The following is a 23,919-nucleotide window of genomic DNA, read 5'->3' on the forward strand; positions in this document are numbered from 1 at the left end:
GCACCGCGGTGCCCACCCTTCTCGCCTGCTGGCCGCGGTTTCGGGGGTGCGCGCTCAGCGGCGCGAGTCGCCGAACAGGATGCGGTAGATGACCAGCAGGACGAGCGAACCGCCGATCGCCGCCGCCCAGGTCGCGCCGTCGTAGAACTGCTTGGTGATGGGGTGGTCCAGCCAGCGGGCCGATATCCAGCCGCCTATGAACGCGCCCGCTATGCCGATGACGGTCGTCCCGATGAAGCCGCCCGGGTCGCGTCCCGGCAGGAGAAATTTGGCGATGGCGCCGGCCAACAGCCCCAGCATGATCCAGCCGATGATGCCCATGCCCCGAATCTGCCCTTCCGCGCTGTGCCCACACTGTCCCGGCGCTGTGTTTTCCGGCCGACCCCTGACCACTCTGCTTGCGTCTGCGCTTGCAGTGCCTGCGCCGCGGGTTGCGCGTGTGTTGGTGCCGTGTTGATGAACAGGACGTCATCGCGATGTCTGTCGGTTGCACTGATCAGTAGGGTGCGGGACATGACACAGTCCGGTTCCGAATTGCGGCGCACCCTGGGCGTCGGGGACGCCGTGATCATCGGGCTCGGCTCGATGATCGGTGCCGGAATCTTCGCGGCCCTGGGCCCCGCGGCGCGGGCGGCCGGGTCCGGGCTGCTGCTCGGACTCGCGGTCGCCGCCGTGGTCGCCTACTGCAATGCGATCTCCTCGGCGCGCCTGGCCGCCCTGTATCCCGCCTCGGGCGGCACGTACGTCTACGGGCGCGAGCGGCTGGGCGACTTCTGGGGGTACTTGGCGGGCTGGTCGTTCGTCGTCGGCAAGACGGCCTCCTGTGCGGCGATGGCGCTCACCGTGGGCGCGTACGTCTGGCCGGAGCAGGCGCACGCGGTGGCGGTCGCGGCTGTGGTGGCCCTGACCGCGGTGAACTACGGCGGCGTACAGAAGTCAGCCTGGCTGACGCGGGCGATCGTGGCGGTGGTCCTGGCGGTCCTCGCTTCCGTGGCGGTCGTGTGCCTCGCCTCGGACACCTCCGACACCGGGCGGCTGGACATCGGGATCTCAGCCGGCGCGGGCGGTGTGCTCCAGGCGGCGGGGCTGATGTTCTTCGCGTTCGCCGGGTACGCACGGATCGCGACGCTCGGTGAGGAGGTACGGGATCCGGCGCGCACCATCCCGCGCGCGATCCCCCTGGCCCTGGGCATCGCGCTCGTGGTGTACGCGGCGGTGGCGGTGGCCGTCCTTTCCGTGCTCGGGTCGGGTGGGCTCGGGCATGCCTCGGCACCGCTGGCCGACGCGGTGCGGGCGGCCGGTGTGCCGGGGCTGGTGCCGGTGGTGCGGGTGGGCGCCGCCGTGGCTGCGCTCGGCTCGCTCCTCGCCCTGATCCTGGGCGTCTCGCGGACCACGCTGGCCATGGCCCGTGACCGTCATCTACCGGGCGCCCTGGCCGCCGTACATCCGCGCTTCCAGGTGCCGCACCGGGCGGAGCTGGCCGTGGGCGCGGTGGTTGCCGCGCTGGCCGCGACAGTGGATGTGCGGGGCGCTATCGGCTTCTCCTCCTTCGGTGTATTGGCGTACTACGCGGTGGCCAACGCGTCCGCCTGGACGCTTAGTTCGGCTCCGGCATCGCGGGCAGTGCCCGTGCTCGGACTCGTCGGGTGCCTGACGCTGGCGTTCGCGCTGCCGGTGGTTTCCGTGGTCGTGGGCGCGGCTGTGCTGGCGGTGGGTGCGGCGGCGTACGGCGTACGACGGCGGCTGGCTGCGCGGTAGCCGACGACGGGGCGGGGCACGTCGACTCCGTTGAAGGGCGAACCGCCAGGGACTCCGCGGCAGGGCAGTCGGCGGCGGGCTCCGTACGGTCGGACGCGGGCTTCGTGCCCGCTCGGCCGCGGGCTCCGTGCCCGCTCGGCCGCGGACTTCCTGCGGTCGGACGCGGGCTCTGTAGGTCGGACGCGGACTCCGCGGCAGGGCTGTGGGCTAGGAGGCCTGTGCCGCAGCCGTGCGTATGCGGAAGTCGGGCCAAGGAGCCATGTCCATGCCCTCGTTGGACTCCTCGTACCAGCCCGTGCCGTCGAGCCAGGCGTGCAGCCAGGTCGCGAGGTCGGGTGCGTCCACATACCAGGCGTGGTCGGCGTCGTCGGCGTTCGGCTCGAAGAGCAGGACCGTGCCCTCGGGGCTGCGGCAGTCCACGCACGCGTACATTCCGCAGCCCCAGTGGGATATCGGCAGGACGCCCTCGGGCCAGGGCCAGTCGGGGTCCTTGCGGCCGCCCTCGCGGTTGGAGAGGTACTGCGGAACGACCGCCGGCTCTCCTGACGGAGGGCCGTCGAGCAGGGGCAGCAGGCCGTATTCCGGACCGAATCCCCCGTCCCCTATCCGCACGTAGAGCGCGGCCAGCAGTCGGGGCAGGGCGAAGCCCAGAGCGGCCTCCGCTCGGGTGAGCGCGGCGGCGTCCACGGGCTCCGGGAGCGAAGGCCAGCCCCACGGGCGGGTGTTGCGGGCCTCTGCGGCCACCCGTACCAGCAACTGCTCGATTTCGGTCATGGGCTCATGATGCCGCGCGCCACTGACAATCGGGCGGCCTGTGGATAACCCCAAGAACGAGACGGACGTCGGCTGGGAAACCCCGAGTCCGGCGCGTACGTCAGCTGGACCGCCCTCAGGCGAGACGGACGTCGACGCGCCTTTCGGCGAGAAAGCCGAGCAGTTCTTCGAAGGTCAGCGGGCGGTAGCCGGCGTGCGGCGTGACGCCGAGGCAGGTGCGGGCAAGGTCCGCGTCGTGCCAGACGAGTGTGAACGGTGGCTCGGCACCCCAGCGACCGCGCAGGCAGTCGTTGAGGGCATCCAGACCACAGCCAAAATACCCGCCGGGACCGTTCACCGCTTCACCGGACGCGCAGAAGAAGCCACGCTCGTCGGTGATATGGCGGCCGTCGAGGTGGTAGACGGCGCCGGAGGGATCGTCGGGTCTGCCGTGCAGGCGATTCTCCAGGGCGGTACTGAGCCAGAACTCACGGCCTTCGGGACCGCAGCGCGCCCAGAGGTTGGGCACGGACGGGCGCCCCTTCCACCACAGGTCCCAGACCTCGGCGGCCCCGGTCGGCGGGCGCTCCGACCAGGGTTCGAGGGTGAGGTCGATCAGGCCCGTTCCGCGTGCGGAGGGGATCCACGCGGTGAGTTCGCCCTCGACGGCCGGCTGGACGGTGCGGCCGTGCGCGTCGAGGCGGAGCACCTTCGCGTGCCCCAGCACTTCCTCGCCCGCGTTCAGGGCCACCTGGAGGGCTCCGCTGGGGGAGCAGCCGAGCAGCCGCACCGGGGGTTCCGTCGGTTCGGGTTGTGGTGCGTGTCGGACGTGCGCCAAGTCCCTGCAGGTGCCCCATGGGGCTTCCTCTGCGCTGAGCAGTCGGTATCCCGGAGAGAGCGGCGGGCACTGCGGGTAGTCGGACCCGTTGTCCTCGGACTCAGACGCCTCGACGGTGATGTCGCGAAGTGACAGGTCGCGCGCGCACGGGCGGTCACCGAGGATCCGTACGTCCTCCAGGTGCCATGGCCACCAATCGACACGCTCGCCCTTCTTGTCGAGGGTCTCCAGGGCGAAGGAGCCGAGCGGCGCCGAACCCTCGGCACGCGCGCGTGCGAGGGCCGTACTCAACTCGCCCTCCACCGCGCATCCGAGCAGTTCGTACCTCCCGCGCGCGGGACGTGGCGGATCGCCGAAGAGGTTCTCGGTGTCCGCGCACGTGGCCCAGGTCTCCTCGTACCCGTCCTCGCCGTTGAACTCGGCCTCGGCGTCGTACGAAAGGAGAACGTACCTCGGCGGCCCCACCCCCGTGCCATCCGCTAGCGCGACGCGAACGGCTGGTCCGTGCGCACGATTTCGCGCCCCAGAGGAAGCAGCGAAACCGGGATGAGCTTGAAGTTGGCGATGCCGAACGGGATCCCGATGATCGTGACGCACAGGGCGATACCCGTGACGATGTGAGCGAGGGTGAGCCACCAGCCCGCGAGGACCAGCCACAGGACGTTGCCGATGCAGGACGGGGCGCCCGCGTCGCGGCGCTCCACCGTCGTATAGCCGAACGGCCACAGGGCGAAGATACCGATGCGGAAGGCGGCGATGCCGAACGGGATGCCGATGATCGTGACGCACAGCAGCACGCCAGCGAGCAGGTACCCGAGGAACAGCCAGAAGCCGCTCAGGACGAGCCAGATGACGTTCAGAATTGTCTTCATTGCTGACGGCCTGCCATCTGCTCGAGCCGGGCGATGCGCTCCGCCATGGGCGGATGCGTAGAGAACATCTTCGACATTCCCCGTCCCGGGCGGAAGGGGTTCGCGATCATCATGTGGCTTGCGGTCTCGATGCGTGGCTCCGGGGGCAGCGGCAGCTGCTTGGTGCCCGCGTCGAGCTTGCGCAGCGCGTTGGCGAGGGCGAGGGGGTCACCGGTGAGCTGGGCGCCGGACGCGTCCGCCTCGTACTCCCGGGAGCGGCTGATGGCGAGCTGGATGATGGTTGCGGCGAGCGGGCCCAGGATCATGATCAGCAACATGCCGAGGATGCCGGGGCCGTCGTCGTCGTTCGAGCGGCCGACCGGGATCAGCCAGGCGAAATTGACCAGAAACATGATCACGGAGGCGAGGGCTCCGGCGACCGAGGAGATCAGGATGTCCCGATTGTAGACATGGCTGAGCTCGTGGCCGATGACGCCGCGCAGCTCGCGTTCGTTCAGCAGGCGCAGGATGCCGTCAGTGCAGCACACGGCGGCGTTGCGTGGGTTGCGGCCCGTAGCGAAGGCGTTCGGCGCCTCGGTCGGGGAGATGTACAGGCGGGGCATGGGCTGGCGGGCCTGGGTGGAGAGCTCGCGGACCATGCGGTACAGGGCCGGGGCCTCGAATTCACTCACCGGGCGCGCGCGCATCGCGCGTAGAGCCAGCTTGTCGCTGTTCCAGTACGCGTACGCGTTCGTCCCGATCGCGATGAACAGTGCGACGACGAGGCCCGTACGCCCGAAGAAACTGCCGATGATGATGATAAGTGCGGACAGTCCCCCGAGGAGTACGGCGGTCCTTAGCCCGTTGTGCCGGCGGTGCACGGTACGCCCTCCAAGTGGTGCGGCAGGGGAACCCTTTGCTTGCTGAGGCTCTGCTTCCACGCTTCAGTGGACCCTCCCGCACTGGTCAACGCCAGACGGGGAGCACTAGTTCCCTTGTGCGCACAGCGGCGCGCGTGGGCCGTCCGGGTGATGGCGGACGGCGGCCACACGCGCGTGCCCTCGCGGATGGCGGGGGCGTGCCCCCAGCGGATGGCGGGGGCGTGCACATGTGGATGGCGGGGGCGTGCCCATGTGGATGTCAGAAGAGGCCGGTCGCCGAGAAGCGCAGCACCAGCTGGGGTGCCCCGGAGAGGGCGATGCCCAGGACGGCTGTCAGGGCGATCGCCGCCGTGAGCGGGGCGGGGACTCGGTGCTCCCCCGGCTCGCCTTCGGGGGCGCGGAAAAGCAGCGTCGTCCACTGGAGGTAGTAGAAGAGCGCGATCACGACGTTGACGGCCATGACCACGGCCAGCCAGCCGAGCCCTGCGTCGACGGCCGCCGAGAAAACGGTGACCTTGGCGAAGAGGCCGATGATGCCCGGCGGCAGGCCCGCGAGGCAGAGCAGGAAGAAACCGAGGACCAGCGCCGACAGGGGGCTGGCGGCGTACAGGCCCCGGTAGTCGCTGATGCGGTTCAGGGGGCTCCTGCGGGCGACGAGCGCGGCCACGGCGAAGGCGCCGAGGTTCACCACGCCGTACATCAGGGCGTACGCCACGGTGGAGCCGATGGCCTTCTCGGCGTCCTTGGTGTAGCCGGCGGCCGCGATCGGCACCAGCAGGTAGCCGGCCTGGCCGACGGAGGACCAGGCGAGCAGCCGTACCGCGCTGTACGCGCGCGTGGCCTGCTGCCGCAGGGCACCGGCGTTGCCCACGGTCATGGTGAGGGCGGCCAGCGCGGCGAGTGCCGGGCCCCAGACGTCCGCGTACGAGGGGAGGGCGACGACGGTGACGAGGATCAGGCCGGAGAAGCCGACCGCCTTGCCGATGACCGACAAGTAGGCGGCGACAGGCAAAGGCGCCCCTACGTAGGTGTCGGGCACCCAGAAGTGGAAGGGCACGGCGGCCGTCTTGAAGGCGAAGCCGACGAGGGTGAGGACGACGCCTGCCTGGGCGAGCGTGTGGAACTGTCCGTCGACCTGCTGGATCTTGTCCGCGATCTGGGTGAGGTAGAGGGTGCCGGTCGCGCCGTAGACGAAGCTGACGCCCATCAGGCTCACGGCAGTCGCGGTGACGGAGGACAGGAAGAACTTCAGTGCCGCTTCCGAGGACTTCTTGTCGCCACGCCTGATGCCGACGAGCGCGAAGGCGGGCAGCGAGGCGACCTCCAGGGCGACGATGAGGGTCGCGAGATCGCGGGAGGCGGGCAGCAGGGCGGCGCCCGCGGCCGAGGAGAGCAGCAGGAACCAGAACTCCCCTTCGGGGAGTTCCTTGTTGGCGTCTTTCAGGGCGGTGACCGAGAGCAGGGCCGCCAGGAGGGCGCCGCCCAGGACCAGGAACTGGATCACGAGCGTGAACCGGTCCGCGGTGTAGCTGCAGACGTCGGCGTCGCCGGTCAGACAGAAGGTGGCGCGGTCGCCGTCCAGGAGGGGCAGCAGCAACAACGTGGACGCAGCGAGGCCAGCCACCGACACCCAGCCGAGCACCGCCTTCTTCTCGTCGCCGATGAAGAGGTCGGAGACAAGGACGACGAGTCCGACGACAGCGGCGAGGGTGGGCGGCGCGATCGCGAGCCAGTCGACGGACTGGACCAGGGAGCTCATCGGGTGCCTCCTGCGAGGAGCTGCTGTACGGCCGGGTCGGTCAGGCTGAGGAGGGCCTTGGGCCACAGTCCGGCGACGACGGTGAGGACGACGAGCGGCGTCCAGGCCGCGAACTCGTAGCCCTGGACGTCGGCGAGCTTCGGGCTCCCCTGCTGCGGGGTGGCGCCCATGCAGACGCGGCGTACGACAACGAGCATGTACGCGGCGGTGAGCAGCGTGCCGAAGGCCGCGATCGCCATGAACGTCAGATATGCGGGGCGGCTGAGGTCGTGGGCGGGCTCGAACGCGCCGAACAGCGCCAGCATCTCGCCCCAGAACCCGGCGAGGCCCGGCAGCCCGAGCGAGGCGACCGCGCCGAAGGCGAGCAGGCCGCCGAAACGCGGGGCCTTGCCGTAGAGCGCGGCGCCGGTCTTGTCGGCGAGGGCGTCGAGGTCGGTCGTGCCCGTGCGGTCCTTCAGCGCGCCGACGAGGAAGAAGAGGAGGCCGGTGATGAGGCCGTGGGCGATGTTGGCGAACAGGGCGCCGTTCACGCCGGTCGGGGTCATGGTCGCGATGCCGAGCAGGACGAAGCCCATGTGGCCGACGGAGGAGTAGGCGATGAGGCGCTTGAGGTCGCCCTTCGCCCCCTGCTTGGCGAGGGCGAGGCAGGCCAGGGATCCGTAGATGATGCCGACCACGGCGAAGGCCGCGAGGTACGGCGCGAAGGTCCGCATCCCCTCGGGTGTGATCGGCAGCAGAATCCGGACGAACCCGTACGTACCCATCTTCAGCAGCACGCCGGCCAGCAGGACCGAGCCGACGGTGGGCGCGGCGGTGTGGGCATCCGGCAGCCAGCTGTGCAGCGGCCACATCGGCGTCTTGACCGCGAGCCCGATTCCGATCGCCAAAACGGCGATGACCTGCACGGATGTGGTCAGCGACCGGCCGTTGTCAGTGGCGAGTGCCACCATGTCGAATGTGCCCGCGTTGATTCCGATCAGGAGCAGGCCCAACAGCATGACGACCGAACCGAGCAGCGTATAAAGGATGAACTTCCAGGCCGCGGCCTGGCGTTCCGCACCGCCCCACCGGGCGATGAGGAAGTACATCGGGATGAGCACCATCTCGAACGCAAGGAAGAACAGCAGCAGGTCGAGGACGGCGAAGGTCGCGAGGGTGCCGGACTCGAGGACGAGCAGCAGGGCGACGAAGGCCTTCGGGGTCGGGCCCGCAGGCATCTTGAAGTAGGAGTACAGCGCGCAGAGGAAGGTCAGCAGCGCGGTCAGGACCAGAAGGGGGAGGGAAATGCCGTCGATGCCGAGGTGGATCCGCACGTCGAGTGCGGGGATCCAGCTGATGTCCGTCGTGGCCTGCATCTTCGACGGGTGGTCGTGGTCGAAGCCGAGCGCGAGGACGATCGCGGCGATGAGCACCGCCCCGGTGACGATCACGCCGTGCCGCAGTACGGCCTGCTCCGGCGACTTCCCCTTCAGCCCGGGCGGGGCGGGCAGGAGAGCCGCGGCGGCCCCGATGAGCGGGCCGACGACGATGAACGCGAGAAGGATCTGCATCACGGATTCACTGATATCGATCACGCCTGCTCACGCTCCCGTGGCGACGAGGAGGGCGGCGACCACCAGGACGACGGTGCCGGCGAGCAGCGCGCTCACATAGGTCTGCACATTGCCGGTCTGCGCGCGCCGTACGGCCGCGCCGAGCCAGCGGGGTAGGGCGCCCGCACCGCGTACATAGGTGTCGACGACCTCGCGGTCCACGAACTGGACGAGTGTGGCTCCTGCCTGGACCGGGCGGACGAACAATGCCGAGTACACGGCGTCGAGGTGGAAGCCCACGGCAGCGTGGCGGTGCAGCGGGCCGAGCAGGAGTCGGCCCGGGTCCGCCGGGTCGGGGGCGTAGGCCACGTTTCCGAACGCCGGCCCGTGGAGTGCGATGGCCTCGGCCTCGACCAGTCCGCCTTCGGCGTCCGGGTGGGCAACCACCGCGCCCATCGGTACACGGGCAGCGAGTGCGCTCGTGTGCCGCCAGGCGCCGTAGGTGACGAGGCCGCCGATGAGAGCGAGTCCAGTGCCCAGGACGGAGGTGGTGAGGACCGGTGTCAGATCGCGGCCGTCGAACCAGTCGGGCAGCGGGCCGTACGCCAGACCGAAGGCGAGCGACGGGAGGGCGAGCACCCACAGCACGGCGTTCATGGCGAGCGGCTGCCTGCCGTGATCCGGGGCCTCGGCGCCTTGGCCACGGAAGGTCAGCAGCCACAGGCGGGTGGCGTACGCGGCGGTGAGGACGGCGGTGATCAGACCGGCGACGAGGACGATCCAGCCCGCGGCGCCGGGGGCGTGCTCGGTGTGCCCTGTGGCGACGTGCTCGGCGGCGCCGAGGACGGCCTCCTTGGAGAAGAAGCCGCTAAACGGCGGGATCGCGGCGAGCGCGAGCAGCGCCACGGTCATCGTCCAGTAGGCGTCGGGGACCCGGGCGCGCAGGTCCTTCATGCGGGACATGACGGCCAGCGAGTTGGTGCCGGAGGCGTGGATGATCACGCCGGCGGCGAGGAACAGCAGCGCCTTGAAGGCGCCGTGGGACAGGAGGTGGAAGACGGCGGCACCGCGGTCGCCGACGGCGAGGGCGCCGGTCATGTAGCCGAGCTGGCCGATCGTCGAGTACGCGAGGACGCGCTTGATGTCGTCCTGGGCGAGCGCGGCGAGCGCCGAACCGGCCATCGTGATCGCGGCCATGACGGCCATGATGACCATCGCGGCCAAGGAGGCCTGGAAGACGGGGAGGAGCCGGGCGATGAAGTAGACACCGGCGGCGACCATCGTCGCGGCGTGGATCAGCGCGGAGACGGGCGTGGGGCCCGCCATCGCGTCGGGCAGCCAGGTGTGCAGCGGGAACTGCGCCGACTTGCCCGCCACACCGGCGAGGAGCAGCAGGGCGATCAGCGTCGGGTGGTCGAGCCCGCCGCTCGCGACGGCGCCGAGGACGCGCGTGATGCGGAAGGACCCGGCGTCGGTGGCGAGGGCGAACAGACCGATGAGGAAGGGGACATCACCGAGCTTGGTGACCAGGAAGGCCTTGATCGAGGCGGCGCGGGCCTCGGGGGTCTCCCAGTAGTGGCCGACCAGGAAGTACGAGCAGATGCCCATGATCTCCCAGCCGACCAGGAGCACGATCAGGTCGCCGGAGTAGACGACGAGCAGCATCGCGGAGGTGAAGAGGGAGACGAGAGCGGCGTACGAGGGGTAGCGCGGGTCGTCGCGTAGGTAGCCCGTCGAGTAGATCTGCACGCAGGAGGCGACGACGCCGACCAGCACGGCGACCAGGGCGGCGAAGCCGTCGATGTGCAGGGCGAGTTCGATGGGGATCGAGCCGGTGGGCGTCAGTTCGGTGGCGGCGTCGACGGCCTGGCCACCGCCCTGGCGTACGGCGACCAGTACGGCGAGGACGAGCGAGGTGAGGGTCGGCAGGACGGCGAGCGGGCGGACGAAGCCGGGCGCGGTGCGGCCGAGGAGAAGTCCGGCCACGGCGCCCAGGAACGGAAGGAGGGGGACGAGGACGGCGAGGGTGGTCGTGGTCACGCGGTGGCCTCAGCCTTCTCGTCTGCCGTGACGGTGGCTTCGTCGGGGCCGTGCGGCTCGGCGGAATCGCGGAGCTTGTCGATGTCCGAGGTGCCGCGGTTCCGGTACACGGCGAGGACGATCGCCAGGCCGATGCCGATCTCGGCGGCCGCGATGGCGATGGTGAACAGGGTCAGTGCCTGGCCGGAGTGGAGCGTGTCCCGGGCGGTCCTGGAAAGCCAGACGTCGAAGGCGACGAGGTTCAGGTTGACGGCGTTGAGCATCAGCTCGACGGACATCAGGACCAGGATCGCGTTGCGGCGCGCGAGGACTCCGTACAGGCCCGTGCAGAACAGGAGGGCGGAAAGCACGGCGGGATAGGCGAGGTGCATCAGCGGGTCCCTTCCTGGTCGCTCCGGCCGCGTGCGACGGTTCTGCCGCTCGGGAGGGCTGGGCCGCTCCCGGTGCCCGGGACGGTGCCGCCGCTCCGGGTGCCGCTCGGGACCGTCCCGTCGGCGGGGGCGCTCGCAGGGGTGGCCGCGTCCGCCGCCGCCTTGCGGGAGAGGACGATCGCGCCCACCAGGGCGGCGAGGAGGAGAACGGAGAGCGCTTCGAAGGGGAGGACCCAGCTCTGGAAGAGGCTCGCTCCGGTCACCTTGGTGGAGCCGACGGCGGGGCCGTCCAGGTCGATCCAGGTCGTGCGGAAGGCGTCGACGACGACCCAGACCAGGGCGGCGGCAGCGGCGATGGCCACGGTCAGGGCGGCCCAGCGATTGCCGGAGTCGGCGTCCGGGGAGCGGCCGATGGGGGCCCTGGTGAGCATCAGACCGAACAGGAGGAGGACGACGACGGAACCGACGTAGATGAGGACCTGCACCCAGGCGATGAACTCGGCCGTGAGCAGGAGGTACTCGACGGCGAGGCCGCCGAGGGTCACCACCAGCCACAGGGCGGCGTGCACCAGCTGCTTGGTGGTGACGGTGACGATCGCGGCGCCGAAGGTGACCAGGCCGACGAGGAGGAAGGCGATCTCGACGCCGTTCGGGGAGAGAAAGCCGTGGGTTTCGGCGGCGGTGGTCGTGGCCCGCGCCGCGGCGGCCGTGGCTGCTGCGAGGGTCACGACTTGCCCTCCGGGGTGTCGGAGGGACCCGGGGTGTCCGCGGTCGGGGGCTCGGCTTCCGCGGGAGCCGGAGCGTCGGTCGGAGCCGGAGCCTCGGCGGGAGCCGGGGGCTCGGCGGGAGCCGGGGGCTCGGTCTGCGCCGCCTGTTCGGCCGCCAGTTTCTCGGCGGCCTTGCGGGCGGCGGCGATCTCCTTCGGTTCCTCGGCGCCGGGGTCGAGGGCGGGCGGGGCCGGGACGGTCCACATCCACTCGCGGAGCTTGTCGCGCTCGTGGGTGAGTTCGTGGATGTCGGTCTCCGCGTACTCGAACTCCGGGGACCAGAACAGCGCGTCGAAAGGACAGACCTCGATGCAGATACCGCAGTACATGCACAGGGAGAAGTCGATGGCGAAGCGGTCGAGGACGTTGCGGCTGCGCTCGCGGCCACCGGGGGCGGCGGGCGGGACCGTCTCCTTGTGGGAGTCGATGTAGATGCACCAGTCCGGGCACTCGCGGGCGCACAGCATGCAGACCGTGCAGTTCTCCTCGAAGAGGCCGATGACGCCGCGGGTGCGGGGCGGGAGTTCGGGCTGGGCGTCCGGGTACTGCGCGGTGACGGTCTTCTTCGTCATCGTGCGGAGGGTGACGGCCAGGCCCTTGGCGAGGCCACTGCCAGGGATCGGAGCCATGGTTACTGGATCACCACCTTCACGATGCCGGTGAGAGCGATCTGGGCGAGGGAAAGGGGGACGAGGAGGGTCCAGGAGAGTTTCTGGAGCTGGTCCTCGCGCAGACGGGGGTAGGTCACGCGCAGCCAGATGACGACGAAGGCGAGGATCGCGGTCTTCAGCAGGGTCCAGACCCAGCCGAGGCCGTCGGCACCCCACGGGCCGTGCCAGCCGCCCAGGAAGAGGACGGTGGTCAGGCCGCACAGGACGACGATTCCGGCGTACTCGGCGAGGAGGAAGAGGGCGAAGCGCAGGCCCGTGTACTCGGTGTACGCGCCGAAGATGATCTCGGAGTCGGCGACGGGCATATCGAAGGGCGGGCGCTGGAGTTCGGCGAGACCTGCCACGAAGAAGACGATCGCGCCGACGATCTGCCAGGGCAGCCACCACCACTCGAAGGCGTCGAGGATGCCGGGGAGGGAGACCGTGCCCGCCGCCATCGCGACCGAGGCGGCGGTGAGCAGCATCGGGAGTTCGTACGCGAGGAGCTGGGCGGCGGTGCGGAGGCCGCCGAGGAGGGAGAACTTGTTGGCCGAGGCCCAGCCCGCCATGAGCGAGCCGAGGACGCCTACGCCCATGACGGCCAGGACGAAGAAGATTCCCGCGTCGACGACCTCGCCGACGGCGCCTTCGCCCGGGCCGATGGGGATGGCGAGGAGGACCAGGAGGTACGGGAGGAGGGCTACGGCGGGGGCGAGCTGGAAGATACGGCGGTCCGCGCCCGCCGGGACGACGTCTTCCTTCTGCGCGAACTTCACGCCGTCCGCGACGAGCTGGGCCCAGCCGTGGAAGCCGCCGGCGTACATCGGGCCGAGGCGGCCCTGCATATGGGCCATGACCTTGTGCTCCGTCTGCCCGACGATCAGGGGGAACGTCAGGAACACGACGAAGACGACGAGGAGTCGCAGGGCGACGTCGAGGGCGTCGTTCACTGCGGGCCTCCGGGGGTCGCGTCGGGTTGGTCGGTGGAGTTCGGGTCGGACTCGGGGTTGGGGGTGGAGGTCGCCTCGGGGGCGGCTGAGGGTTTCGGGGTGACTTCCGGGTTCGGGGTCGCGTCGGGGTCGGGGCTCGCCTCATGGGCGGGGCTCACCTCGGGATCGGGGCTCGCCTCAGAGTCGGGGCTCACCCCAGGGGCCGAGGTCGTGTATGACCCCGCGGCAGCCCCGGCTTCCGGAGTGGCCCCAGGCTTCGGGGTCACCTCGGCGTCCGGGCTCGCCTCGCGCTCCGGGCTCGCCCCATGTTCCGGGCTCGCCTCGCGCGTCGGGCCAGTCCCGGCTTCCGGAGTGTCCTCATGCTCAGGTCCGGCCTCGGCGTCCCGGCTCGCTTCGGGGCGGCCCGAAGTCGCGTCGGACCCCGCGGCAGCCCCGGATTCCGGGGTGGTCCCAGGCGTCGGGGTCCCCTCGGCATCCCGGCTCGCCTCGCGCTCCGGGCTCGCCCCCGATTCCGAGGTGGTCTCAGCCGCCGGGGTGCCCTCAGAGTCTCGCTGCCTCTTCGGCTTCGGCTCCGGCTCCGGCTTCGGCTTCGGCTCGTCGAAAGCGGGCCGGGCGTGGTGCCACGGAGCGTCCGAGCTGCGGGGCGCGGTGGCCTTCGCGGGGACGGCCGGAGCCGTCGTGCCCGGAGTGGTCGGGGTCAGAGCAGTCGGGGCCGTTGGCTCGGGGCGAGGCGTTGCGGCCTCGGCAGCCGGAGGCGTCGGCCCAGTGCCCTCCGCCGTGTCCCCTGTCTCCCCCGTGTCGCCCGCGCGCTGTGAAGCCGAGCCCTGGCTTGCGGTGCGTGCTCGGCGGGGTCCGGAAGGTGCGGTCGGCCGGTCGGCGGGCGGCATCGCCTGCCGACCGGGCGCCGCGGCTCCAGCCTGACCCGGCGCATGCGCGTCCGGCGCCACGGCTCCAGCCTGCTGGCTCGCCGAGCCCTCACTCGCGCTGCGAGTACGGCGCGGCGGCACCGGGGTCCCGGCACCAGCACCGGCAGCCCCAGCCGTCCTAGCAGCAGCGCCCGCGCCCGCGGTCTGGCTGGCCGAGCCCTCGCCCGCCGTGCGGGTCCTGCGTGCCGGGCGGGCCGGGGCCGGGGGGAGCTGGCCCCTGAGGGGGCCCCACTCGTTGGGGTCAGGGACGCCGGGTGGGAGCATCTGGCGGCGCTTCGGGCCGCCGTGTTCGGACTCGCCGGGCTCCTTCGCGCCGGGCCAGGCCTTGGCGACGCGGGCGGCCAGGACGAAGTCCTTGCGGAGGGGGTGGCCTTCGAAGCCTTCCGGCAACAGCAGGGGGGCCAGCCCCGGGTGACCCTCGAAGGTCACGCCGAACATCTCGTGGGTCTCGCGCTCGTGCCAGGCGGCGCCCGCGTACACGGGGACCGCCGAGGCGAGGACCGGGGTCGCGTGCGGGACCGTCGTACGGATGAGGAGGCGGCGTACCGGCGAGAGCGCCACGACGTGGGCAGCGACGCGGAAGCCGGTGCCGGGCTCGTCGACGGCGCTCAGCCAGTCGAAGTAGGTGCAGCCCAGGTCATCGCGCGCGGTCTCCAGGGCGGAGATCCAGGAAGCCGGCGGTACGTCCACCGTCAGGACCTCGTACGACTCCTCGGCCGTGGCCTCTGGGCCGAAGAGTTCCTCGGCGGGGGCGGGGAGCCAGCCGACGACCGTCATCGCCCCTCCCCTGTGGTCGGGGGCTGCACCAGGCCGCTCTGGAGCGCCGCCGTGGACGGACGCCCGGCCGCGGACGGACGCACGGCAGCGGACGGCGCCGCCCCGGACCCGTAACGCTCGCCCAGCGACTCGCGGGCGATCTTCTCCTGGAGCTTCAGGATGCCCTGGAGCAGGGCCTCCGGGCGGGGCGGGCAGCCGGGGACGTATACGTCGACGGGGATGATCTGGTCGACGCCCTTCGTCACGGAGTAGGAGTCCCAGTACGGGCCGCCGCAGTTGGAGCAGGCGCCGAAGGAGATGACGTACTTCGGCTCGGGCATCTGCTCGTACAGACGCTTGACGGCCGGAGCCATCTTGTCCGTGACCGTGCCGGACACGACCATCAGGTCGGCCTGGCGGGGGCCCGGCGCGAAGGGGATCACGCCGAGGCGGATGAAGTCGTGGCGGGCCATCGACGCGGCGATGAACTCGATCGCGCAGCAGGCGAGGCCGAAGTTGAAGACCCAGAGCGAGTAGCGGCGGCCCCAGTTCAGGACCACCTTCATGGGCTCGGGGGCCAGGCGGGCGAGCGCGCCCAGCCGCTTCGGCTCCGGGAGCAGCACGGGCTGCACAGGCCCGACGGGCTCCACGGACCGCACGGGCTCGGCAGTCGCGGAGGCCTCGGGGATCGAGGGAGTCGAGGGGGTCACGTCCATGTCAGGACGCCCTTCTTGTATGCGTACAGCAGGCCGACGGCGAGGAAGCCGAGGAAGATGAACATCTCGACGAGCGTCGTGGCGCCGTAGCCGGGCGCGGCGAAGACCGTCGCCCAGGGGAAGAGGAAAATCGAGTCGACGGCGAAGATCACGTACAGGAACGCGTAGACGTAGTAGCGGACCTGAGTGTGGGCCCAGCCCTCGCCGACGGGGTCGACACCGCACTCGTAGGTGAGCAGTTTCTCGGGGGTGGGGACCACCGGCCGCAGCAGGCGTCCCGCCCCGAAGGCGACGGCGACGAACAGCACGCCCATGACGGCGAGCAGTCCGACAACCGAGTAGGACTGGAAGTAGTCCGCCGCGACGACGGCCCCGGTCGCCGTGACAACGGTCGGTTCCGGCACGTCAGCCCCTCACTCCCTGACCTCGTTACGCCCCAGACTGCGCCGTCGCGCACTCTGTGATGCGCCGTGTTCGACGATCTGTACGGTCGGGAGTCTAGGGCCTGCTAAAGAGACGGTAAGCAGCCCGTCAAGCCTCGATCAACGGTGGACGCCTCTCGGACCGTCCGGCTCACGCGCCGCGGGGTTCTCCTCTTTACCCCGCGGTTGCCCCTCTCTTCACCCCGCGCTCGCCCGTCTCCGCCTTGCGGGGGTGGGGTTTTCCCCAGGGGATCGTGGCGGTCCACCTCATGGCGCCGAGGCGCGCGGCCCGGCAGGCTGGCGGGCATGACCGAACGCATTACGCCCACCGATCCGCCGGACGAGACGTCCGACGGCGACCGGCTGCCTCCCGCGCGCTTCGCCTACGACCGGCAGACGTGGAAGGAGATCGCGCATCTGCTGGCCAACCTGCCGCTCGCGATCGCCGGCTTCGTGTATGTGGCGACGCTGATGTTCACGGGCGCGGGGCTCGCGGTGACGGTCATCGGGCTGCCGCTGCTCGCGGGCGGGCTGCGGGGCTCGCGCCTGCTGGGCAAGGCCGAGCGGGCGCGAGCGCGAGGGCTGCTCGGCCTGCGGATCGACGAACCGAGCCCGCTCCCGGTGCGCCGGACCAGCTTCTTCGGCTGGCTCTGGTCGAGCCTGAAGGACCCGGTGGGCTGGCGGGCGGTGCTGTACGACTTCATCCGGCTGCCGTGGGGCGTCGCGACCTTCACCATCACGCTCACGTCGCTGTTCGTGCTGTGGCCGGTGCTGCCGTACATCGCGCGGGGGCTGACGAACGTGGACCGGGCCATGGTGCGCGGCCTGCTGTCGCCCTCCGACGAACTGGAGCGGCGGATCGCCGAGCTGGAGTCCGACCGGGGGGTCGTGGTCGACACGGCCGCCGCCGACCTGCGCCGCATCGAGCGCGACCTGCACGACGGGGCGCAGGCCAGGCTGGTCAACCTCGCGATGGGGCTCGGCCTGGCCAAGGAGAAGCTCCTCGAGGACCCCGACGCGGCGGCCGCGATGGTCGACGAGGCGCACGGCGAGGTGAAGCTCGCGTTGCGGGAGCTGCGCGATCTGGCCCGTGGCATCCATCCGGCGGTCCTCACCGACCGGGGTCTCGACGCCGCGCTGTCCGCGGTCGCCTCGCGGTGCACCGTACCCGTGAAGGTGACGGCCGAGCTGGAGAGCAGACCGGCCGCGGCCATCGAGGGCATCGCCTACTTCACCGTCTCCGAGCTGCTGCAGAACGTGAGCAAGCACAGCGGGGCGCGGTCCGCGTCCGTCGATGTGTGGCGGGCGGACGAACGGCTGCTCATACAGGTGTGGGACGACGGCCGCGGCGGGGCCGACCTCGGCGGCGGTACGGGGATGGCGGGGCTCGCGGAACGGCTCGGCGCGGTCGACGGGCTGTTCGTCGTCGACTCGCCGGTCGGCGGTCCGACGGTCGTCACGGCGGAGCTGCCGTGGCGCGATCGGCTGGGCTAGCCGACACACACGGCCCCCGAGGTAGCGGCCCGTACGCGTCATACGACACGTACGGGCCGCAACTGCATGTACGTACGGACCGCTCCCGCATGTACGGCACACACCGTGCGTACTCCGGCACACACCACGCGTACGCCGCGCCCGCCACGTGCGAAATCCCGAGAGGTAGGGAAAACCCCCGCCCCAAGACGCCGACCCGCTCCATGGCTCGTGGGCGCCGTGCACAGCAGGGTCGGGGTACGAGCCGACGAGCAGGACGAGTAGAACGGACGGGACCGATGGCCACGGAGTACGGACAGGGATACGGGCACCCGCGCGGCGACGGGAGCGGGTCCGGGTTCCACGGCGCGGGTGCCGGGGACCGCAGGCACCGTCTCCCGGCCCCGCTGCGGACGCCGGTCGAGGCCCGCAGCCTGCGTGAGTTCGGTTATGTGATGCTGAGCCTGCCGCTCGGGGTCGCCATGTTCACGTTCGCCATCACGATGTTCTCGCTCGGCGCGGGCCTGCTGATCACCTTCCTGGGCATACCGGTGCTCGCCGCCGCCCTGGCCGGCTGCCGCGGGTTCGGCACCCTGGAGCGGGCGCGGGCGCGTCGCCTGCTCGGCGTCGAGGTGTCCGAGCCGGAACCCTTGCGGATGCGCAAGCACGGGGCGATGGCGTGGATGGGGGCGATGCTCAAGAGCGGCACGTCGTGGCGGCATCTGCTGTACGCCGTGATCCAGCTCCCCTGGTCGGTGTTCTCGTTCGTGGTGGCGCTGAACTTCTGGGCCTACGGGTGGGCGCTGCTGGCGTATCCGCTGTGGTTCTGGGTCTTCCCGATGTACGCGGGCCAGGACGGCCTCCAGGTGTATGGCGACGAGACACACGCCATCTACCTGGACAACCCCTTCGAGATCGCCGTGACCGCGCTGGTGGGGCTGCTCTTCACGATGGCCACGCCGTGGATCGTGCGGGCGCTGACGACCGTGGACGGGCTGATGGTGCGGGGGCTGCTCGGCCCGTCGCGGCTGGCGACGCGGGTGGTCGAGCTGGAGTCCGACCGGGGGGTCGTGGTCGACACGGCCGCCGCCGACCTGCGCCGCATCGAGCGCGATCTGCACGACGGGGCGCAGGCACGCCTGGTCGCCCTGGCGATGGACCTGGGGCTGGCCAAGGAGAAGCTGACCGAGGATCCGCAGGCCGCGGCGCGGATGGTGGACGAGGCCCATGGTGAGGTGAAGACGGCGTTGCAGGAACTGCGGGATCTGGCGCGCGGGATTCATCCGGCGGTCCTCACCGACCGGGGGCTGGACGCCGCGCTGTCCGCGGTGGCGTCGCGGTGCACGGTGCCCGTGGACGTCGACGTGGATCTGGCGTCGCGGCCCGCGGCCGCGATCGAGGGGATCGCGTACTTCACCGTCTCCGAGCTGCTGCAGAACATCAGCAAGCATGCGCGGGCCTCGCGGGCCACGGTGGATGTCTGGCGGGTCGAGAACCGGCTGATGATCCAGGTAGTGGACGACGGTGTGGGTGGGGCCGATGTTTCCCGGGGGTCGGGGCTGGCGGGGCTCGCGGAGCGGCTGGATGCCGTGGACGGGATTCTGGTGGTGGACTCGCCCGTGGCCGGGCCTACCCGGGTTACCGCGGAGCTGCCCTGGCGAGGCTGATTTACCGCGGGGCTGCCCCGGCGCGCTGATTCTGTGCGGGGTGGGGTTGGGGAGGTTTTTTCGCCCCCTCCGCCCCTACCCGTCCCGTACCCGGGGGGCTCCGCTCCCCAGACCCCCCGTATCGCGCTTCGCGCTCGTCCTCAAACGCCGGACGGGCTGAAACAGCCCGACAGGCTGAATAGCCGTACAGGCTAAACAGCGGCACGCCGGTCCGAATGCTGGGATGCTGGATGCTGACGTACGAGCGGGGACGAAACCGGCGCGGGCCGGGAACCGCGGGGGGCCGAGAATCGTGGAGGACAGGGTGCGGGTGGTCATCGCCGAGGATTCAGTGCTGCTCAGGGAGGGCCTGACCCGGTTGCTGACCGACCGTGGGCATGACGTCGTGGCCGGTGTCGGCGACGGCGAGGCGCTGATCAAGACGATCACCGAGTTCGCGGCCCAGGACGCGCTGCCGGACGTCGTCGTCGCCGACGTGCGGATGCCGCCGACGCACACCGACGAAGGGGTCAGGGCCGCGGTGCAGCTGCGCAAGGCGCATCCCGGCGTCGGCGTGCTCGTGCTGTCGCAGTATGTGGAGGAGCAGTACGCCACCGAACTGCTGGCCGGTTCCAGTCGCGGCGTCGGCTATCTGCTCAAGGACCGTGTGGCCGAGGTACGCGAGTTCGTGGACGCCGTGGTGCGGGTGGCCCAGGGGGGTACCGCGCTCGACCCGGAGGTCGTGGCGCAGCTGCTCGGCCGCAGCCGCAAACAGGACGTACTCGCGGGGCTCACCCCCCGGGAGCGGGAGGTCCTGGGTCTCATGGCCGAAGGGCGGACGAATTCGGCGATCGCGCGGCAGCTCGTGGTCAGCGACGGCGCTGTGGAGAAGCACGTCAGCAATATCTTCCTGAAGCTGGGCCTGTCTCCGAGCGACGGGGATCACCGGCGTGTCCTGGCGGTGCTCACCTACCTGAACTCCTGACCACCTGACACCGTGTCAGTCAATGAGCGCCCGTAAAGATTCCGGAGCCGAAACCCAGAAGCCCAGAACCGAAACCCAGAAGCCCAGAGCCGAGGCCCCGAAACCCAGATTCCAGAGCCGAAGCCCAGAAACCCAGGACCAGCAGCCACGACCAGAAGCCAGAACCAAGGATGAGCCGGGAGCGTCTTTCAGGGAAGGACCGGGGGGCGGGTAAATCATGACAAGTCAGGGCGTCGGGCCATCTCAAAAGGGTGTCCATTATGCGAATGACCACAAGAAGGCGACCCTCACCGACGTAGGGTTGAAAAGGGGAAGGCCTGCGGAAAGGCCTCTCCCAGACAGCCGCCTCGAGGGAGGTCCAGTTCAGTGACGAGCCAGGTCAGTAGCCCAGCGGAGCAGGCCGACGAAGCCGTCGTAGGAGAACAGCGCAGAGCGGCCGGGGTGAAAGACGTCCGCCGCCTTGACCGAGTGATCATTCGCTTCGCGGGCGACTCCGGTGACGGCATGCAGCTCACCGGCGACCGCTTCACCTCCGAGACAGCCTCCTTCGGGAACGACCTCTCGACCCTTCCCAACTTCCCCGCCGAGATCCGCGCACCCGCGGGCACCCTGCCGGGCGTCTCGTCGTTCCAGCTGCACTTCGCGGACCACGACATCCTCACCCCCGGCGACGCGCCGAACGTCCTGGTCGCCATGAACCCGGCCGCCCTGAAGGCGAACATCGCCGATGTGCCGCGCGGCGCGGAGATCATCGTCAACACGGACGAGTTCACCAAACGAGCGATGGCCAAGGTCGGCTACGCGGCCAGCCCGCTGGAGGACGGCTCCCTGGACGGCTACAGCGTCCACCCCGTCCCGCTCACGACGATGACCGTCGAAGCCCTCAAGGAGTTCGCGCTCTCCCGCAAGGAGGCCGAGCGGTCGAAGAACATGTTCGCGCTGGGCCTGCTGAGCTGGATGTACCACCGGCCCACCGAGGGCACCGAGAAGTTCCTCCAGAGCAAGTTCGCCAAGAAGCCGGACATCGCGGCCGCCAACATCGCCGCGTTCCGGGCGGGCTGGAACTTCGGCGAGACCACCGAGGACTTCGCCGTCTCGTACGAGGTCGCTCCTGCCGCCCAGACCTTCCCGACCGGCACCTACCGCAACATCTCCGGGAACCTGGCGCTGTCGTACGGCCTGATCGCGGCCTCCCAGCAGGCGGACCTGCCGCTGTACCTGGGCTCGTACCCGATCACGCCGGCCTCGGACATCCTGCACGAGCTCAGCAAGCACAAGAACTTCGGCGTACGGACCTTCCAGGCCGAGGACGAGATCGCGGGGATCGGCGCGGCGCTGGGCGCGGCGTTCGGCGGCTCGCTGGGCGTCACGACGACCTCCGGTCCGGGTGTGGCGCTGAAGTCGGAGACCATCGGCCTCGCGGTGAGTCTGGAACTGCCGCTCCTTGTCATCGACATCCAGCGCGGCGGCCCCTCGACCGGCCTGCCCACCAAGACCGAGCAGGCGGACCTGTTGCAGGCCATGTTCGGCCGCAACGGCGAGGCCCCGGTGCCGGTGGTCGCGCCGCGCACGCCCGCCGACTGCTTCAACGCCGCCCTCGAGGCCGCCCGGATCGCCCTGACCTACCGCACCCCGGTCATGCTGCTCTCCGACGGCTACCTGGCCAACGGCAGCGAGCCGTGGCGCATCCCGGACACCGACGAACTCCCGGATCTACGCGTGCAGTTCGCCCAGGGACCCAACCACACGCTGGACGACGGCACCGAGGTCTTCTGGCCCTACCAGCGTGATCCGCAGACCCTCGCCCGGCCGTGGGCCATCCCGGGCACGCCCGCCCTGGAGCACCGCATCGGCGGCATCGAGAAGGAAGACGGCACCGGCAACATCTCCTACGCCCCGGCCAACCACGAGTTCATGGTCCGCACCCGCCAGGCCAAGATCGACGGCATCGAGGTCCCCGATGTCGAGGTCGACGACCCGGACGGCCAGGCCCATACGCTCGTCCTCGGCTGGGGTTCGACCTACGGCCCCATCACCGCGGCGGTTCGGCGGCTGCGCACCGCCGGGGAGCACATCGCGCAGGCCCATCTGCGCCACCTCAACCCCTTCCCGCGGAATCTGGGCACGGTGTTGAAGCGTTACGACAAGGTGGTGATCCCCGAGATGAACCTCGGTCAGCTCGCCACGCTCATCCGGGCGAAGTACCTGGTGGACGCGCACTCGTACAACCAGGTCAACGGCATGCCGTTCAAGGCTGAGCAGCTTGCCAAAGCTCTCAAGGAGGCCATCGATGGCTGAGACGTCCATGGAAGGCACGGGCACGATCGAGGCGCTTTCGCTCGTTCCCAAGGCCGAGGCCAGGCAGTCCATGAAGGACTTCAAGTCCGATCAGGAAGTGCGCTGGTGCCCCGGCTGCGGTGATTACGCGATCCTCGCGGCGGTCCAGGGCTTCATGCCGGAGCTGGGCCTCGCCAAGGAGAACATCGTCTTCGTCTCGGGCATCGGCTGCTCGTCCCGCTTCCCGTACTACCTGAACACGTACGGCATGCACTCCATCCACGGCCGCGCGCCGGCGATCGCGACAGGACTCGCCTCGTCGCGGCGCGACCTGAGTGTGTGGGTCGTGACCGGTGACGGCGACGCGCTGTCCATCGGCGGCAACCACCTCATCCACGCCCTGCGCCGCAACGTGAACCTGAAGATCCTGCTCTTCAACAACCGGATCTACGGCCTCACCAAGGGCCAGTACTCCCCGACCTCGGAGGTCGGGAAGATCACGAAGTCGACGCCGATGGGGTCTCTGGACGCGCCCTTCAACCCGGTGTCCCTGGCGATCGGCGCGGAGGCGTCCTTCGTCGCCCGCACCATCGACTCCGACCGGCAGCACCTCACCAGCGTGCTGCGCGAGGCCGCCGCCCACCCCGGCACGGCCCTGGTGGAGATCTACCAGAACTGCAACATCTTCAACGACGGCGCCTTCGAGGTGCTCAAGGACAAGCAGAAGGCCCAGGAAGCGGTGATCCGGCTGGAGCACGGGCAGCCCATCCGCTTCGGCGGTGGGGGCACCTCCCGCTCGAGCGAAGCCGAGAGTGGGGGAGGCGCGCGCGGCGTCGTACGGGATCAGCGGACCGGCGACCTGAAGGTCGTCACCATCACCCCGGACAACGAGGCCGAGGTCCTGGTCCACGACGCCCACTCCGCGTCTCCGACCACCGCCTTCGCGCTCTCCCGCCTCGCCGACCCGGACACGCTGCACAACACGCCGATCGGCGTGTTCCGCTCCGTGGACCGGCCGGTCTACGACACGCAGATGGCGGACCAGCTGGACACGGCCATCGAGCAGAACGGCAAGGGCGACCTCGCCGCACTGCTCGCGGGCGGCGACACCTGGACGGTCGTCGGCTGAGTACGCCCCAGTACGTCCTAGGCCCGGGCCTTCAGTGCCCGGGCCTCGTCGTATGCCCGGCGGGACTTGTCCACGTCGGCCATCCGCTCGCTGGTCCAGATCGCCAGCGCCTTCACCTGCTCGGCTGCCTCGCGGCCCAGGTCGGTGAGCGAGTAGTCGACGCGCGGCGGAATGACCGGTTTGGCGTCGCGGTGGACGAAGCCGTCGCGCTCCAGCGTCTGGAGGGTCTGCGTGAGCATCTTCTCGCTGACGCGACCGATCGCGCGGCGCAGCTCGCTGAAGCGGTACGGGCGCTCGAGGAGCTCGATGAGCACGAGCACGCCCCAGCGGCTGGTGACGTGCTCCAGAACCAGGCGGTACGGGCACATCGCCTCGCCGATGTCGTACTTGTCGGTGACGGACGTACCGATTGCCTTGTCACTTACGGCCATGCCAGTAC

Annotated in this window: 22 protein-coding genes; 6 read left to right on the forward strand and 16 right to left on the reverse strand. The window is 70.4% G+C overall.

Annotated elements, in window-relative coordinates; genetic code table 11:
• Positions 1-54: 54 nt before the first annotated feature.
• Positions 55-321 (reverse strand): GlsB/YeaQ/YmgE family stress response membrane protein, encoded by a 267-nt coding sequence (locus C4B68_RS16440; protein ID WP_099500597.1) that lies wholly within the window; start codon positions 319-321, stop codon positions 55-57.
• Positions 322-513: 192 nt separating this feature from the next.
• Between C4B68_RS16440 and C4B68_RS16445 the strand changes: the two genes are divergently transcribed.
• Positions 514-1,758, forward strand: coding sequence for an APC family permease (locus C4B68_RS16445; protein WP_099500596.1), 1,245 nt, complete (start codon positions 514-516; stop codon positions 1,756-1,758).
• Between the two features lie 207 nt (positions 1,759-1,965).
• Here C4B68_RS16445 and C4B68_RS16450 read toward each other — a convergent pair whose 3' ends face one another.
• The 14 genes from C4B68_RS16450 to C4B68_RS16515 form a co-directional block, all read right to left on the reverse strand.
• The gene (locus tag C4B68_RS16450; RefSeq protein WP_099500595.1) at positions 1,966-2,532 is read right to left on the reverse strand and encodes an SMI1/KNR4 family protein; all 567 of its coding nucleotides are present in this window, start codon (positions 2,530-2,532) and stop codon (positions 1,966-1,968) included.
• A gap of 115 nt (positions 2,533-2,647) precedes the next feature.
• Complete coding sequence (locus tag C4B68_RS16455; RefSeq protein WP_099500594.1) at positions 2,648-3,814, reverse strand: barstar family protein; 1,167 nt, start codon at positions 3,812-3,814, stop codon at positions 2,648-2,650.
• 14 nt (positions 3,815-3,828) lie between these two features.
• Positions 3,829-4,221, reverse strand: coding sequence for a YccF domain-containing protein (locus tag C4B68_RS16460; protein WP_099500593.1), 393 nt, complete (start codon positions 4,219-4,221; stop codon positions 3,829-3,831).
• On the reverse strand, positions 4,218-5,081 hold the full coding sequence (gene htpX / locus C4B68_RS16465; protein ID WP_099500592.1) for a zinc metalloprotease HtpX: 864 nt from the start codon (positions 5,079-5,081) through the stop codon (positions 4,218-4,220). Before htpX ends, C4B68_RS16460 begins: the two co-directional genes overlap by 4 nt.
• A 259-nt stretch (positions 5,082-5,340) precedes the next feature.
• Positions 5,341-6,840, reverse strand: coding sequence for an NADH-quinone oxidoreductase subunit N (locus C4B68_RS16470; protein WP_099500591.1), 1,500 nt, complete (start codon positions 6,838-6,840; stop codon positions 5,341-5,343).
• Positions 6,837-8,414 carry an NADH-quinone oxidoreductase subunit M gene (locus tag C4B68_RS16475; RefSeq protein ID WP_099500590.1) on the reverse strand — a complete coding sequence of 526 codons (1,578 nt, stop codon included), beginning with the start codon at positions 8,412-8,414 and terminating at the stop codon, positions 6,837-6,839. Before C4B68_RS16475 ends, C4B68_RS16470 begins: the two co-directional genes overlap by 4 nt.
• 6 nt (positions 8,415-8,420) lie before the next feature.
• Positions 8,421-10,412 carry an NADH-quinone oxidoreductase subunit 5 family protein gene (locus C4B68_RS16480; RefSeq protein ID WP_099500589.1) on the reverse strand — a complete coding sequence of 664 codons (1,992 nt, stop codon included), beginning with the start codon at positions 10,410-10,412 and terminating at the stop codon, positions 8,421-8,423.
• On the reverse strand, positions 10,409-10,783 hold the full coding sequence (gene nuoK, locus C4B68_RS16485) for an NADH-quinone oxidoreductase subunit NuoK (RefSeq protein WP_099500588.1): 375 nt from the start codon (positions 10,781-10,783) through the stop codon (positions 10,409-10,411). The genes C4B68_RS16480 and nuoK overlap by 4 nt, the downstream gene beginning before the upstream one ends.
• Positions 10,783-11,511 (reverse strand): NADH-quinone oxidoreductase subunit J family protein, encoded by a 729-nt coding sequence (locus C4B68_RS16490; protein ID WP_099500587.1) that lies wholly within the window; start codon positions 11,509-11,511, stop codon positions 10,783-10,785. Before C4B68_RS16490 ends, nuoK begins: the two co-directional genes overlap by 1 nt.
• A complete protein-coding gene (locus tag C4B68_RS16495) occupies positions 11,508-12,179 on the reverse strand; it encodes a NuoI/complex I 23 kDa subunit family protein (protein WP_099500586.1) in 672 nt (223 codons plus the stop codon). The genes C4B68_RS16490 and C4B68_RS16495 overlap by 4 nt, the downstream gene beginning before the upstream one ends.
• A 2-nt stretch (positions 12,180-12,181) precedes the next feature.
• Entirely contained in the window at positions 12,182-13,150 is a 969-nt protein-coding gene (locus C4B68_RS16500) for a complex I subunit 1/NuoH family protein (RefSeq protein ID WP_099500585.1), read from the reverse strand.
• The gene (locus C4B68_RS16505; RefSeq protein WP_099500584.1) at positions 13,147-14,853 is read right to left on the reverse strand and encodes an NADH-quinone oxidoreductase subunit C; all 1,707 of its coding nucleotides are present in this window, start codon (positions 14,851-14,853) and stop codon (positions 13,147-13,149) included. The genes C4B68_RS16500 and C4B68_RS16505 overlap by 4 nt, the downstream gene beginning before the upstream one ends.
• Positions 14,850-15,548 (reverse strand): NADH-quinone oxidoreductase subunit B, encoded by a 699-nt coding sequence (locus tag C4B68_RS16510; RefSeq protein WP_099500583.1) that lies wholly within the window; start codon positions 15,546-15,548, stop codon positions 14,850-14,852. Before C4B68_RS16510 ends, C4B68_RS16505 begins: the two co-directional genes overlap by 4 nt.
• Positions 15,539-15,952, reverse strand: coding sequence for an NADH-quinone oxidoreductase subunit A (locus C4B68_RS16515; protein ID WP_099500582.1), 414 nt, complete (start codon positions 15,950-15,952; stop codon positions 15,539-15,541). Before C4B68_RS16515 ends, C4B68_RS16510 begins: the two co-directional genes overlap by 10 nt.
• A 324-nt stretch (positions 15,953-16,276) precedes the next feature.
• Here C4B68_RS16515 and C4B68_RS16520 point away from each other — a divergent pair, with 324 nt between their 5' ends.
• From C4B68_RS16520 to C4B68_RS16540, 5 genes are all read left to right on the forward strand, one after another.
• Positions 16,277-17,464, forward strand: a complete 1,188-nt coding sequence (locus C4B68_RS16520; protein ID WP_099500581.1) for a sensor histidine kinase — start codon at positions 16,277-16,279, stop codon at positions 17,462-17,464.
• Between the two features lie 278 nt (positions 17,465-17,742).
• Positions 17,743-19,110: a sensor histidine kinase gene (locus tag C4B68_RS16525; RefSeq protein ID WP_099500580.1), complete on the forward strand. Its 1,368-nt coding sequence runs from the start codon at positions 17,743-17,745 to the stop codon at positions 19,108-19,110.
• A 304-nt stretch (positions 19,111-19,414) separates the two neighbouring features.
• On the forward strand, positions 19,415-20,074 hold the full coding sequence (locus C4B68_RS16530) for a response regulator transcription factor (RefSeq protein ID WP_276311622.1): 660 nt from the start codon (positions 19,415-19,417) through the stop codon (positions 20,072-20,074).
• A gap of 366 nt (positions 20,075-20,440) precedes the next feature.
• Complete coding sequence (locus C4B68_RS16535) at positions 20,441-22,372, forward strand: 2-oxoacid:acceptor oxidoreductase subunit alpha (protein ID WP_099500578.1); 1,932 nt, start codon at positions 20,441-20,443, stop codon at positions 22,370-22,372.
• Positions 22,365-23,480, forward strand: coding sequence for a 2-oxoacid:ferredoxin oxidoreductase subunit beta (locus tag C4B68_RS16540; protein WP_099500577.1), 1,116 nt, complete (start codon positions 22,365-22,367; stop codon positions 23,478-23,480). The genes C4B68_RS16535 and C4B68_RS16540 overlap by 8 nt, the downstream gene beginning before the upstream one ends.
• A 17-nt stretch (positions 23,481-23,497) precedes the next feature.
• Here C4B68_RS16540 and C4B68_RS16545 read toward each other — a convergent pair whose 3' ends face one another.
• Complete coding sequence (locus C4B68_RS16545; RefSeq protein WP_099500576.1) at positions 23,498-23,911, reverse strand: winged helix-turn-helix transcriptional regulator; 414 nt, start codon at positions 23,909-23,911, stop codon at positions 23,498-23,500.
• Between the last annotated feature and the right edge of the window lie 8 nt (positions 23,912-23,919).

The sequence above is a fragment of the Streptomyces dengpaensis genome (assembly GCF_002946835.1).
Classification (GTDB): domain Bacteria; phylum Actinomycetota; class Actinomycetes; order Streptomycetales; family Streptomycetaceae; genus Streptomyces; species Streptomyces dengpaensis.